Source organism: Actinoplanes sp. NPDC026670, from assembly GCF_040638175.1.
GTDB lineage: Bacteria > Actinomycetota > Actinomycetes > Mycobacteriales > Micromonosporaceae > Actinoplanes.
In genome coordinates this window covers 92,358-105,263 of sequence record NZ_JBEZXU010000018.1, presented here as the reverse complement: position 1 = coordinate 105,263, position 12,906 = coordinate 92,358, and the positions used below count along the sequence as shown (strand labels likewise).

The following is a 12,906-nucleotide window of genomic DNA, read 5'->3' as shown; positions in this document are numbered from 1 at the left end:
GTGGGGCGCCTGGGAAATGGCTTTGAATCAGCGCGACCGAAGTGAGCCCAGCCAGCCGAGCACCCGGCCCGGTTCGGTGCCCGCGGCCAGCAGTTCACGGCGGCGCAGGTCGGCCAGCAGCCAGGACGGGCCGGGCCCGCGGTACGACCGGAAGGCGCCCGCGGACAGCGCCACCGGCCGTAGCTCCAGCCAGCTGTCCTTGGTCAGCACACCACGCGACCGGCTGCGGGGCAGCGGGAGATGCCGGGGCGAGCCGGTCTTGTCCTGACTGGTGATCTTGAGAACGGTCACCGTGCCGCCGCCACTGAGCACCAGCACCGGACGATCCTTGCCGGTGCTGCGATCGTCGTCGAACGTCACGAAGGCGTTCCAGATCTCGCCTGCCGCCGGGGCGCGCTCGGTGGACGGCAGCACGGCCGGCGCGAAATGCCTGACCGCCGCGACCGCCAGCAGGATCGCCGCCAGGACGCCGAGCGGCTCGACGAGCAGCATCACCCACAGCGTCCGGGCCGAGGCGGTCGCCGGATCCCCGTACACCGGCACGCTGTTGGCCAACGCCCACGCGGCGACCACGCCGGCCGCGCCGAGCGCCACGAACGCCCGCACCACCAGCGACAGCACCCCCGGCCGGCGCAGGAACTCGATGGTGGCGGCGGTCAGCAGCAGCGCGGCGAGCGAGACCGCTGCGGCCGGCCAGAACCCGTCGACCGGATAGCCGGCCAGGTGACCGAAAAAGCGCGCGCCGGTGCAGGCGGCCAGCAGGAGCAGCGCCCGCAGCCAGAACAGCGACGGCGGCTCGGACCAGCGCGGGCGCAGGCGCCGGGCCATCAGCAGCGCCACCCCGGCCGAGATCAGCAGCGTCAGGCCGACCGCGGAGGCGCTCGCGTCGGAGCCGATGAGCAGGTCGGCCGGGGCCGCCATCAACAGAGCGGCCCCGCCGTACACCGCCACCACGATCGGGGCGACGATCACGCCGACCGGGCGGAGGAAGAAGCCGATGCGGTCCCACAGGATCACGCCGAACAGGACGCCGACGATCACCACCGTGATCACCACGAGCGCGCCGTTACCACTCAGCAGATCCACTCGGTCAGCTAACCACAGTGGACACCGGATTCACCCGCCGGTGATGCTCCAGTGCCACGCCTCCGACGGCAGGTTCACGAAGCCGTACTCGGCGGCGTGCGCGGTCATCCACTCGAACGCCTTGCTCTTCCGGGTCAGCGTCTTCCCGCCCGACGTGACGTCCACGGCCAGGCCGATCTCGTGCAGTGAACGGCCCGGGATCGCGGTCGGCACCCGGCACGACGACGCGGGGGCGGTCCAGACGTCCGGGCAGCCGTTGATCGTACGCAACTCGATCTGCCGTTCCTTGGTCCGGAAACCACCGCCCGACATGCTGATGCCGTCGGCCTTCGCGTCGTCGATCATGCGCTTGAACGCGTACGCGACGTTCCTGTGCACCGTTACTCCGTACACGCTGGTGGTGTCGGCGATGGTAAAGACCGGCCGGACCTCGTCGACGACGCTGCGGCTGATCGTGGCCGCCTGGGCGGCGTAGCCGGCCGCGGTGCCGGCCGTGGCGATCCGGGTCTGGGTCTGCTCGACGGCGGCGGAGGTCTGGCCGACCGAGGCCAGCGAGTTGACCACGGCCGAAGTGGTGACGCCCGCGACCTTCTTCGCGGCCCGCAGCTCGGCGGCCGCCTGGTGCAGCCGGGTCCGGCGGGCGTCGCGAACGGTCGTCGCCGCGGTCACCGCCCGCTTGGCCCGCGCGATGGCGGCGTTGCTGCGGGGCTTCTGCTTCGACTGCCGGGCCAGCGCGTTCTTCGCGTCGGTGAGCGCCCGTTCGGCCGACTTGAGCTTCTCGAACACCGCGGAGTGCCCGGCGGTCACGGTGGCCAGCTTCTTCTGTGCGCTGACGCTCGCCTTCTGCGCCTTGGCCGCGTCAGCGCTGCGCTTCTTCAGGTCGGCCTGCTGTTTGACGAGGGTGGCCCGCAGATTCGCCATCGTCGCGTCAGCGGTCAGACTCCGGTACATCAGACTCGCGTAGTTCTTCGCGACGCCGGGCACCGCGGCCTGCGCCGCTCCCGGCGCGGTGGCCACCGGCGCGAGGCTTCCGAGGGTCAGGGCCGCAGCGGCGACGAGACGGATTCCGCGGTTGCGCTTCTTCACCGGGCGTACGCTCCTCAAGCTCAGTCGTCAGTGCGGTTCCGACTGTGCGCAGCGGGAGGTGCGATTACGGCCCGGTCGAAGTGCGGATCGGTTGCACGGCTCTAACCGGGTGTGAGCCGCCCCACCAGGGAGTGCGCGGCCGCCGTGACCAGACCCCGGTCGTAGGTGACCACATACTCGAACTGCCGGTCTCCGTCGGTGCCGGTGTCGCCCAGGTCGAGGGCCATCAGGGCGGCCGACGTGTGCGCGCCGAGCACCACCACGGTCCACTCCCCGGCCAGCGGATCGTCCGGGGCCAGGGCGGCGCCGCGGACTCCGGGGACGGGCGCCGGCGGCATGCCGACCCCGAGCGCCGCGACGAACGGCAGCCGCGCGGCGAGCTCGATGAACCGCCGGGCGGTCGACGGCCGAAAGAACCGGACATCCTCGAAGGCGGCCAGCACGACAGGCGGCACGCTCGCCTCCAGGGCCATCAGCTCCAGCGTCCGGGACACCGGCACGAGCAGGTGCTTGGGCGCGTGCCGGACCCGCCGGCCGGCACCGATCAGCTGGTACGGGGTGGCCGCCAGCACCGTGCCGATCGGCCGGGCCGCGAACCGTTCGGGGGCCGGCACCGGCGGCACGAACTCCCGTTCCCCGCGGCTCCACAACCAGCCCTGTCCCAGGGTCGCGCCGAGCACCTGGGCCCGGACCAGATCGTCCGGGGTCTCGATGCCCTCGGCGACCACCTCGGCCCCGGCCTGCTCGGCGTAGGCGTGGACCGCCCCGGCCACCGCCACGGTCGCCGGGTCCTTGACCGTACGCAGCAGTTTCAGGTCGAGTTTGACCACCTCAGGCCGTAGCAGCGGGATGAAGGCCAGCGACTCCGGGTGCACGCCCACGTCGTCCAGGGCGATCGCGCACCCGGCCGCCCGCAGTTCCTCGGCCCCGGCGAGCACCCCGGCCAGGTCCGCGGCCAGCGCCCGCTCGGTGATCTCCACGACCACCTGCACATGGGCGGGCCGGGTGGCGAGCGCGTCCAGGACGACGTCGCGCCGCCGGGTCAGCGTGTCCGGCTCCAGGTTGACGAAGAGCGTCATCGGGCGGCCCTGGGAGAGCCGTCCGGCGTCGGCCAGCGAGGTCCGCAGCGACGCCCGTTCCAGGTCGGCGAGCCGTCCGGTGGCCCGCGCGGTGTCCAGCAGCTCGACCGGCGACTGCCAGCCGGAGTCGGCGGGCGCCCGCAGCAGCGCCTCGAAGGCCGGCACCACCCCGCTGTCCAGGTCGACGAACGGCTGGTAGACGCAGTACAGCAGACCGTCGCGGAGCAGGGCGTCCAGACTGATGCGGCTGGTGGTGGCGGTGGAACTCACCAATCACCTATCGGCACCCGTGCCGCACCGCTGAGTCAGACGTCGATCACGTCACCGAGAGGTCGTCGCGGGGTGGCGACCGTCGGGCGGCCGTATCCGGCGCGCAGTACCATCTGCGCCCACACTCCGGCGGCGGTGTCGGTGAGCTGTTCACGGATCGCCGGGATCTCGACCGGCTGGCTGATCGGGGTGGTCGCCAGGTTGTGCCAGGTCGCGGTGAGCAGCACACGCTGGAGCGCCTGCCCGGCGCGGAGCCAGGCCGGACGGTCGTCGCCCACGGTCGCCAGAACCATGATCATCGGGTACGGCTCGAACGCCTCACTGGGCCGGGCCACGCCGGGTTGCATCAGCCCGAAGTCGCGGATCGGCATCGTCTCCAGCGCGTCCCACGGCCCGGCCGCGGTCTGCGGAACCCCGTCCCGGTGTGGAACCGCCAGGGCTGGCTGTTGTGCAGGGACGGGGCGAGGGTGGCGGCCCGCACGCAGTCCTCCAGGAGGGCCCGCTGCTGCACGCTGTCATCGACGATCATCACGGCCTCCCGGGGCTGGCGTTCCTCTCGACGCCTCCGAGTGTTCGCCGGATCCGCCCTCCCGCGGAGGGCCGTTGGACCCGCCGCCCCGGGCCCGCCGTCACCCGCTCTCAGCGTGCCGGGCGATCGTGAACAACACCCCGACCGGCCGTCGCTCAGCACGGTTAAACCGCCGGCATTCCGACGGTGAGCGACGGCTCGCCGCCTGAGCCGTCGCCCACCACGGCAAAACCACCCACATTCCCGCGGTGAACGACGGCTCGCCGCCTCAGCCGTCGCCCACCACGGCTAAGCCGCCGGCATTCCGGCGGTGAGCGACGGCTCGCCGCCTCAGCCGTCGCCCAGCACGGTAAAACCGCCCGCATTCCCACGGTGAGCGACGGCTCGCCGCCTCAGCCGTCGCCCAGCACGGTAAAACCGCCCGCATTCCCACGGTGAGCGACGGCTCGCCGCCTGAGCCGTCGTCCACCACGGTAAAACCGCCCGCATTCCCGCGGTGAGCGACGGCTCGCGGTCTCAGCCGGGACCGGTCCCCCCGACCGCGAAAGCTCAGGAGCAGGGGGCGGTGCCGTTCCAGTTGTCGACGGTGGTGTATGCCCACAGGGTGCCGTCGTCGGGGAGGGTGACGGCGCGGTCCGGGAGTTCGGCGCAGTCGCGGTCCTTCTCCACCGTCGGCCAGTTGCCGAGGGTCAGTTTGTAGTGCACGGTGGCGCCGGGTGTGACCCCGGCCAACTGGACCCGCCAGGCCGGGGTGCCGGTCCCGTCCCAGGACGTCCGCAGGTAGCGCATGGCCTTGACCGCGCCCGGGTCCCAGTCGGGGCGGCCGGTGCCAAGGACGGACAGGTCGCCGGCCAGGTGGACGGTCCCGGGAGTGTCCGCCGGGACGGTCACGTCGATGATCGCCGCCGATCCGGCGCAGACCCGGCACTCGCTTCCGGCGATCATCCGGGCCACGTCGATCAGACCGCCGCCGATCGGGTACGGGCTGTTGTACCAGCCACCACCCAGCGGCAGCCGGTGCGCGCTCGCCGTCAGGCTCTCGCTGACCTGGGCCGGGGTGAGTTCGGGGCGCCGGGACAGCAGCAGGGCGATCGCCCCGGAGACGTGCGCGGCGGCCTGGCTGGTGCCGCGCATGACGCCGTACGAGTCACCGGCCGGCTCCCGGGTCCCGGCGTCGACTGTCGACAGCACCCGGTGCGCCGGGTCGTTGTTGCGCCAGTAGCCCCATCCGCCGGGCGCGGCCACCTCGACGGTGTCGCCGTAGTTGGAGTACGACGCCAGGTATCCGTCGTCGCCGGTGGCGCCGACCGTGATGACGCCGTCGCAGTTGGCCGGATGGTAGGCGGCGGCGTCGGCGGCGGAGTTCCCGGCCGACACGACCACGCTCGTGCCGCGGGACAGCGCCTTGTCGACGGCGGCCTGGAGGGTCGGCCCGCACGGCCCGTACCCGCCCAGGCTCATGTTGATCACCCGGGCCGGCGTGGTGTTGGCCGGCGCCCCGGGGACCGGTGCTCCGGAGGCCCAGACGATGGCGTCGGCGATGTCGGAGTCGAGGCCGCCGCAGGTGCCGAGGACCCGTACCGGCTGGACCCGGGCCCGGGGCGCGATCCCGGCGACGCCGACGCCGTTGTCGCGGACCGCGGCGATGATGCCGGCGATGTGGGTGCCGTGCCAGCTGCTCGGCGAGAACGCGGTGGCGCCGCAGTCGCCCTCGTCGTTCCAGTCGCCGGGGTCACGGGCGTCACCGTCGCGGCCGTCGCCGTCGGCGGTGTTCGCGGCGTCGGCGATGAAGTCGTAGCCGGCGACCAGGTTGGGGGCGAGGTCGGCGTGCGGGCGGAAGCCGGTGTCGAGGACGGCCACGGTCACGCCGCTGCCGTCGGCGCCGGTGTCCCATGCCTCGTCGACCCGGAAGGCGCTGTCGGTCTGGCCGTAGACCTGCCAGAGCGGCCACTGCTCGCCGTAGCGCGGGTCGTCGGGGGTGGACGTGCGGGTGACCGGCAGGTCCGGTTCGACTGCCGCGACTCCGGGCGCGGCGGCCAGCTCGGCCATGAACGCACGGGCCCCGGCGGCGTCCAGAGGTCTCCCGGCGCGGACCGTCCGGCCGCCGGTGGCCAGGGTGCGCACACCGGCCACCCGGGCGGCTGCCCCGGGTTTCGACGTCACGATGAACGACCGGTAGAGCTGCCCCTCCCGCAGGCCGTCGGCGGCGATCACGGGCGCTGCGGACACCTGTCCGGCCGTCACCACCACCGGCACGAGTCCGCACATCGCCGCCGCGAGCAGCGCGAGCGTCCGCCTCATCTCGACCCCCTCCGCAAGATCTTGCACTAGCTGCAAGAGATGCCAGCCATTTACCTGGAGGAGGCTGCGCTGGGTCAATGGCGAAGACCACGCCCGATGCACCTGAGAACGGTTACAGGGCGTTAAATGCCCGGCCTGAGCTGCACCTATGAAATGAATAAAAACATCTCGATGGGATTTGCAGGCCACGAAACAGTGCGGAAAAGCGCGCCGAACCCCACCGAAAGAACTTGCGGTGGCCAGAATCCGTTGACATGCGGCTCGATGGCCACTGTGCCCGGCCGACCGGGCTTCTTAGATTTCCGGCATGTCTGTTGTGATCCCCCTGCTCATCGGGGCCGGCTACGTCCTGCTGAGCTCGCTGATCCCGGAGCCGCACCGGCGCCCGTTCAACGCGATCATGGTGGCCGGCGCCGGCGCCGCCTACCTCAGCGGCGGCGGCCTCGGCGTGGGTGAGGTGCTGTTCGCCTCGGTCATGGCGTTCGTGGCCTACCGCGGGCTGACGTCCTGGCGGTTCATCGGGCTCGGCTGGCTGCTGCACACCGCCTGGGACGTGGTGCACCACCTGCGCGGCGAGCCGATCCTGCCGTTCGACCACGGCTCGTCGTTCGGCTGCGCGATCTGCGATCCGGTGATCGCGCTGTGGTGCCTGGCCGGCGGCCCGTCGTTCGCCACGATGACCGGATGGTTGCGGCCCCGGCGGACCGGGGCCGCGACCTGATCACTGCATCTGGGCGGCCACCTCGTCCGCGGTCAGACGGCCACGGTCCCCGGTGGGCGCCAGCGACCTGGCGGCCGCACCGGCGGGCACCGGGTCGGCCGGGCGGCGCCGGTGCCAGTCGGTCACCGCCTGGTAGGCGGCCACCACGGACAGCAGGCGGTCCTCGCGGTACGGCTCGCCGCCCAGGATCGTGCCGATCGGGACGCCGGCGGCGGTGAAACCGATCGGGAAGCCGATCTCCGGCAGACCCAGGATGTCGAACGGCACCGGACCGGTCTGCACCACCACGTCACAGTGCTCGAAGAGGTCCAGCACCCGTTCCAGCAGGACCAGTTTGGCCCGCTGTCCGGTCAGGAACTCGTTGCCGCCGAGCAGTGCGCCCTGCAACCAGCCGGTCACCGACACCCCGAAACCGCGCAGGTCGGACCGCAGGTAGGGCAGGAACGGCTCGGCCCGTTCGGGCAGCCGCACGTTGTTGAACGCGGTCCCGGTGAGCAGATCCCACTCCTCCGGGAACGGCACGTCGACCAGGCGGACCCCGTCGACCGCGTCGAGCGCCGCCAGGAACGCCTGCCGCTCCGGGGTGCTCGCATAGCCGGGCAGCACCCCGACCCGGGTGTTCCACCGGGCCCGGACCCGGTTCCTCACCCGCACCGGGGTGGCCGCCTCGATCAGGTCCGGCACCGGCGGCAGGCCCTGGGTCCGGGGATCGGCCGGATCCTCGCCGGCCATCGCGGTCAGCATGATCGCCGCGTCCAGGGCGTCCCGGGCGAGCGGGCCCGGATGGTCACGGGTGTAACTGAGCGGGATGATCCCCGCCAGCGACACCCGGCCCATCGTCGGTTTCAGGCCGGTCAGGTTCTGCGCGTTCGACGGGGCGGTGATCGAGCCGCCGGTCTGTGTGCCGGTGCCTGACGCGACCATCCGGCCGGCCACCGCGGTGGCGGTGCCGGTGGACGAGCCGCCCGGGTCGGTCGCCGGGTTCGCCGGGGTCCACGCGTTGACCGTGGTGATCCGGCCGTCCGGCGTGGTGGCCCGGGTGGTCGCAAGCGGTCCCATCTGCGTCTTGCCGAGCACGATCGCGCCGGCCGCCTTGAGCCGGGCCACCGCTGTCGCGTCCGAGGGCGGCACGAAGTCCTTGAACAGATACGAGTTCGCGGTCGTCCGTACCCCCGCGGTCCAGTAGTTGTCCTTGATCGCGAGCGGAATGCCGTGCAGCGGCCCGGTGTGCCGCTTCTTCGCCGCGGACGCGGCAGCGGACCGCGCGCCGTCCGCAAGGACGGTGTTGAACGCCTGGTAGACCGGGTCGAACGCGCCGATCCGGGACAGATAGGCGTCGACCAGTTCGGCCGGTTTCAGTTTGCCGTAGCGGATCATCCAGGCCGCTTCGGCCACGGTGAGTTCGGTCGGGTCGGCGAGGGCCTCCGGGCGTGGCCGCACGTAGGCGCCCGCGCCGAAGCGCGGGATTCCGCCGGCCAGAGCGGCCGGTGCGGGCAGTGCGGCGGTCCCGGTGACCGCGGCGGCGGTGATCGCGGCGGTACGGGTGAGGAAGAGCCGCCGGTCGGTGCGCGTCACGAGCGCCACTCCGTGCTGATCGACGGGTACAGCATCGGCGCCGGCTGCTGGGAGAACGCGGCCGCGTGCGCCGGATCGGTGCCCGCCGGGGCCGGCAACTGGTAGGCGGCGAGGGTGGTGACACTGCTCCGCATGAAGGAGCGCAGCGAGGCGAGCACGGAGTCGCGGCCGGGCGAGCCGGTCGCCGGGTCGGCGGCGGTGCCCGGGGGCAGTTGATCCAGGTCGATACCGAGCGACGCGAGGCGGGCCCGGATCATGGTGTCGAGTTCGGCGTCCGTTGGTGGTGTGACTGCCATGGTGATCACCATTGGATTCGACTGTGTCGATCCTGTGAACGGGTGATCACACGGGCGGGTCAGTCGGTGTGCACCGGCAGGCGCATCCGGACCCGGTAACCGCCCTCCGGGGTCGGGCCCGACTCCAGCGTGCCGCACAGCAGGTCGGCCCGCTCCTGGAGACCGATCAGGCCCTGGTGGGCGCCGGGCAGCGGGAGCGACGGGCGCGACGGCGGGCCGTTCGTGACGGTCACACCGACGAACTTGCCGTCGTGCCACAGGTCCACCGTCGCGGCGGCGCCGGGAGCATGTTTGCGCACGTTGGTGAGCGCTTCCTGGACCGTACGGTAAATGGCTCTCTGTCGTGGTGTGCCGACGGCAAGGCTCAGGTCTCCGGTGAGGTCGACGTCGATGCCGCTGTTCGAGATCAGCGTGCACAGGTCGGCCAGGGTCGGCTGCGGGGTCAGCTGGGTGATGTCGTCGCCGGAGGCGCGCAGCAGGGTGACCATGGTGCGCAGTTCGTCGAGCGTGCCGACGCTCAGTGACCGGATGGTGCGGGCCGCCTCCCGGGTGTCGTCGTCACCGGCCGACACCTGCAGGGCTCCGGCCTGCACGGCGATGAGGCTCACCTGATGCGACACGACGTCGTGCATCTCCCGGGCCAGCTGAGCGCGTTCCTGGGCCAGGATGGCCTGCGCGTGCAGCACCCGCTCGTGCTCCTTGACCTCCTCGATCTCCTCCAGCCGGTGCGACAGGTCGTGCCGGGTCTGGACGAGCTGACCGAGCAGCACCGGCAGGACCACGGTGGCCAGGGCGTAGACGAAGTAGATGACGCTGTCGCCGATCGGGTCGCCGTCGGGTTCCAGCGGCGAGGGCGAAGCCGACGCGACCGCGGCCAGCACCACGCAGACCGACAGCAGCACCCGGTTGCGGGACCGCTCGGCCAGCGTGTAGAGGGCGATGCACGGCGCGACCAGGGCCGCTTCGAGCAGCGTGGCCGGCAGCGTGAGCAGCACGACGGCCAGCGGGAACCGGCGCCGCAGGGCGAGCGCGGCACACGCCACGACCGCCGACCCGATCGCCACCGGATGGTCGCTCCACAGGTCGACCCAGATGTCGGCGGCGGCCGCGACGATCAGGGCGATCTCGATCAGACGGGCTTTCACCGACCGGCGTCCAGCAGGCCGGCCCGCTGGGCGAGCAGCGCCGCCTGGACCCGGCCCGACACCCGCAGTTTGGTGAGCAGTGCGCTGACGTGGTCCTTGACCGTGCCGGTGCCCAGGTGCAGACGGACCCCGATCTCGGCGTTGGACAGGCCCTCGGCCAGCAGCACGAGCACGTCGCGTTCCCGGTCGGTGAGCCGTTCGACCCGGGTGTCGGCCCGGTCGGCGCTGGCCTCGTCGGTACGGGGCAGGCTGCGCAGCAGGGTGCGGGACGCCTTCGGCGACATCACCACCCCGCCCATCGCCAGGGTGCGCACCAGCTGGGCCAGGTGCTCGGGCTCGGTGTCCTTGAGCAGGAACCCGGCCGCGCCCAGGTGCAGCGCCTTGAGCACGTACTCGTCGGCGTCGAAGGTGGTCAGCATCGCCACCACCGGCGGGTCGGGCAGCTCCCGGAGCCGGCTGAGCACGGTCAGCCCGTCCACGTCGGGCATCCGGATGTCGACCAGCACCACCTCGGGCCGGTGCTCCCGGACCGCCTCGAACGCGCCCCCGCCGCTCGTGGCCGCGACGACCTCGATGTCCGGCGCCGCGTTCAGGATCAGCCGGAAACCCGACCTGACCAGCGCCTCGTCGTCGACGACCACCACCCGGATCACGTACACCGCCGCTCTGCCCCGTTAAGAATGCCGGTAGCACCCTAGAGCGTTCCCGCCGGCCGGCCACTCCGCCGACCGGCGGGATCGTCCCCGCCACCGGGCTGGATCAGCCGGTGATCCCGTACACCTTCGGCACCGAGAGGGTGCGCCGCGCCGCCGTGCCACCCAGGACGATCTTGCGCAGCGCCGTGTTGTTGGCGGTGCTCAGTTCGCCCAGCCGCTTCGCCGGGTTGGCGACGACCTGGATGTAGTAGGTGCCGTTCGGCAGGTTCGTCACGTCGAACGACTGGCCCGGACGGTCCTGGCTGTAGGTGTCGCCGTTGCCGATGTCGAGGACCTCACGGACCGCGACGACGGTGTTGGCGCCGCACGAGGTGGACAGGTCGGTGTTGTCCGGCCGCCACTTCGCGCTCTTGATGGTGTAGTCGACGGCGTCGGTGTTGGCCAGGCAGAACGCCTCCTTGCCACTGCGCACCGCGAACTTCTTGTCCGCCTTCAGCAGGTTGTACTGCGCGAAGTCGGTGAAGTGCCAGTGGAAGTGGCCCTCCCGCGGGTCCCATTGCATGGTGCCGGCGGGCCGCGAGCCGACCTGCTTGCCGTTCGCGTCGAAGTAGTACTGGTAGGCGTCCATCACCTCGGTGCCGGTCCGCCGGAACCCGTCCACCACCAGGGGCGACGTGCCGGCGTTCCAGACCGTGGCGCCGAAGTTGACGTACGTCCGGTTGTTCTCCCGGGACATCGAGATGCCCCACGCCGGCAGCGACCGCAGGTCCGGCTTGGGGCCGGTCTTCGGGATCGCCTTCAGCGTCGCCGGGCGGCTGGCGGCCGCCCGGAACTCGGACCGGAACGACGACACCTGACGGCCGGCGTCACCCTCGGCGGTGTGCCGGTCGTGACCGGCGGCCGTGGTGGCCAGCGCCAGGGCCGGCTCCGACCGGGCGTCCGCCGACCGGGCCGCGGCCAGGCCCTCGCCGTCGGTCTTCACGTCGACGACGTTGACGACCACCTTGGCGGTGGCGTTCTTCGCCGGGATGCCGAACGCCTTGCGGTACTTCGGGTTCACCGACGCCTCGGCGGTGTACTTCCCGGCGACCAGCTTCGCCAGCGGGGCCGACGACGCGGGCTGGTCCGGCACCTGCGCGTTCCAGCCGGCCTGCACACCCCAGACCGAGCCGAGCGTGAACGGGTTCTCGCCACCGCACCGGGTCGGGTACGGGTTGGTCGCCGGAGCGTCCCGCCGGGTCCGGGCCGAGCTGTACGAGTTCCCGCAGAAGGACGTCTTGTAGCCGGCGACGGCCTTCCCGTTCTTGTCCTTGAAGGTGATCGTGACGAAGTCGGTCAGGCCGGTGAAGTCCTTCACCGTCCCGGCCGGCAGCTTGACCTGGGTGTTCTTGCCGTTCTTGCGAACCGTCCGGTACGCCGTGATCGGCTTGTCGTATCCGGTGCGCTTGGCCCGGATCTCGAACGGGTCCTTACCCGCGATCACGTGCAGGCCCAGGTCCAGGGAGACGTACACCTCCCCCTCGTCGCTGGCGTACCGCTCCGCTGTCACCGTGCCGGTCGCGGCGACGAAGTTCAGCACGGGTGGCGTCGCGGCCGCCTCGGCCACGCCGACCCCGGCTCCGGCGAGCACGAGCGCACCCGCCGCTACGCCGACCACCGGCCAGCGTGACCGCCGACGGCGGTTCTGCGCGTCAGTCATCCGTTCCCCCCTCGATGTGACCGGAGGTGTTCCGGCCGTGTGAGAGGGATCCCACGCGACACCCTGTGAAGGCCCTGTGAAAACAACCCTCCCGGGCACGAAACCGGTAGAGAGTCCAGCCGGTCGGCGGGGGTCGCCCCGCCGGACGACGGGATCAAGCGCATCGGCGCATTGACATGCACCTGTGCCGCCGGAAGGCTGAAGCCGGATTCTGAGGAGGCAGGGTTGGGCGGGTTCATCCTCGGTGTGGCCATCGCGCTCTTCGTGGGGATGCGGCTGGCCCGCCTGATCGACGGCCGCAAGGGCGCGAAATCCGGGTACCAGAAGGCGAACTCCGACCTGCCCGGCGCCCGGAAGAAGTCACGTGCCGCGTTCTTCGCCCTGTTCCGGTTCGTCGCGCTGCTCGTCGTGATCGCGGCCGCGGTGATCTACGGGTTCGTCCGGGCCAACGCGCAGAACTGAG

Annotated in this window: 12 protein-coding genes; 2 read left to right on the top strand and 10 right to left on the bottom strand. The window is 71.8% G+C overall.

From position 1 onward, the window contains the following. Positions 1–27: 27 nt before the first annotated feature. The 5 genes from AB0E94_RS19615 to AB0E94_RS19595 form a co-directional block, all read right to left on the bottom strand. Positions 28–1,086 carry a hypothetical protein gene (locus AB0E94_RS19615; RefSeq protein WP_360328070.1) on the bottom strand — a complete coding sequence of 353 codons (1,059 nt, stop codon included), beginning with the start codon at positions 1,084–1,086 and terminating at the stop codon, positions 28–30. A 30-nt stretch (positions 1,087–1,116) separates the two neighbouring features. Next, positions 1,117–2,172 carry a D-alanyl-D-alanine carboxypeptidase family protein gene (locus tag AB0E94_RS19610; RefSeq protein WP_360328068.1) on the bottom strand — a complete coding sequence of 352 codons (1,056 nt, stop codon included), beginning with the start codon at positions 2,170–2,172 and terminating at the stop codon, positions 1,117–1,119. A 101-nt stretch (positions 2,173–2,273) separates the two neighbouring features. Further along, the gene (locus AB0E94_RS19605; protein WP_360328065.1) at positions 2,274–3,521 is read right to left on the bottom strand and encodes an EAL domain-containing protein; all 1,248 of its coding nucleotides are present in this window, start codon (positions 3,519–3,521) and stop codon (positions 2,274–2,276) included. A 35-nt stretch (positions 3,522–3,556) separates the two neighbouring features. Beyond that, positions 3,557–3,892: a hypothetical protein gene (locus AB0E94_RS19600; RefSeq protein ID WP_360328062.1), complete on the bottom strand. Its 336-nt coding sequence runs from the start codon at positions 3,890–3,892 to the stop codon at positions 3,557–3,559. Positions 3,893–4,599: 707 nt separating this feature from the next. Continuing rightward, positions 4,600–6,351 (bottom strand): S8 family serine peptidase, encoded by a 1,752-nt coding sequence (locus tag AB0E94_RS19595; protein WP_360328059.1) that lies wholly within the window; start codon positions 6,349–6,351, stop codon positions 4,600–4,602. Positions 6,352–6,658: 307 nt separating this feature from the next. On the opposite strand from AB0E94_RS19595, the gene AB0E94_RS19590 reads away from it, so the two are divergent. Continuing rightward, a complete protein-coding gene (locus tag AB0E94_RS19590; RefSeq protein WP_360328056.1) occupies positions 6,659–7,072 on the top strand; it encodes a DUF6010 family protein in 414 nt (137 codons plus the stop codon). Here the strand turns inward: AB0E94_RS19590 and AB0E94_RS19585 are convergent, their stop codons facing one another. From AB0E94_RS19585 to AB0E94_RS19565, 5 genes are all read right to left on the bottom strand, one after another. Further along, on the bottom strand, positions 7,073–8,647 hold the full coding sequence (locus tag AB0E94_RS19585; RefSeq protein ID WP_360328053.1) for an amidase: 1,575 nt from the start codon (positions 8,645–8,647) through the stop codon (positions 7,073–7,075). It abuts the gene before it with no gap. Then, complete coding sequence (locus tag AB0E94_RS19580) at positions 8,644–8,943, bottom strand: hypothetical protein (protein WP_360328050.1); 300 nt, start codon at positions 8,941–8,943, stop codon at positions 8,644–8,646. The genes AB0E94_RS19585 and AB0E94_RS19580 overlap by 4 nt, the downstream gene beginning before the upstream one ends. Positions 8,944–9,002: 59 nt before the next feature. Then, on the bottom strand, positions 9,003–10,088 hold the full coding sequence (locus AB0E94_RS19575) for a histidine kinase (protein ID WP_360328047.1): 1,086 nt from the start codon (positions 10,086–10,088) through the stop codon (positions 9,003–9,005). Then, positions 10,085–10,747, bottom strand: coding sequence for a response regulator transcription factor (locus AB0E94_RS19570; protein WP_360328044.1), 663 nt, complete (start codon positions 10,745–10,747; stop codon positions 10,085–10,087). Before AB0E94_RS19570 ends, AB0E94_RS19575 begins: the two co-directional genes overlap by 4 nt. Positions 10,748–10,847: 100 nt before the next feature. Beyond that, positions 10,848–12,443, bottom strand: coding sequence for a lysyl oxidase family protein (locus AB0E94_RS19565; protein WP_360328041.1), 1,596 nt, complete (start codon positions 12,441–12,443; stop codon positions 10,848–10,850). A 225-nt stretch (positions 12,444–12,668) separates the two neighbouring features. Here AB0E94_RS19565 and AB0E94_RS19560 point away from each other — a divergent pair, with 225 nt between their 5' ends. After that, positions 12,669–12,905 (top strand): hypothetical protein, encoded by a 237-nt coding sequence (locus AB0E94_RS19560; RefSeq protein ID WP_360328038.1) that lies wholly within the window; start codon positions 12,669–12,671, stop codon positions 12,903–12,905. Position 12,906: the final 1 nt, after the last annotated feature.

What these genes read in the sequence shown, in the direction of transcription:
- AB0E94_RS19600 (WP_360328062.1), bottom strand. Translation starts at nt 3,892, where the DNA reads ATGCCGATCCGCGACTTCGGGCTGATGCAACCCGGCGTGGCCCGGCCC.
- AB0E94_RS19595 (WP_360328059.1), bottom strand. Translation starts at nt 6,351, where the DNA reads ATGAGGCGGACGCTCGCGCTGCTCGCGGCGGCGATGTGCGGACTCGTG.
- AB0E94_RS19590 (WP_360328056.1), top strand. Translation starts at nt 6,659, where the DNA reads ATGTCTGTTGTGATCCCCCTGCTCATCGGGGCCGGCTACGTCCTGCTG.
- AB0E94_RS19580 (WP_360328050.1), bottom strand. Translation starts at nt 8,943, where the DNA reads ATGGCAGTCACACCACCAACGGACGCCGAACTCGACACCATGATCCGG.
- AB0E94_RS19565 (WP_360328041.1), bottom strand. Translation starts at nt 12,443, where the DNA reads ATGACTGACGCGCAGAACCGCCGTCGGCGGTCACGCTGGCCGGTGGTC.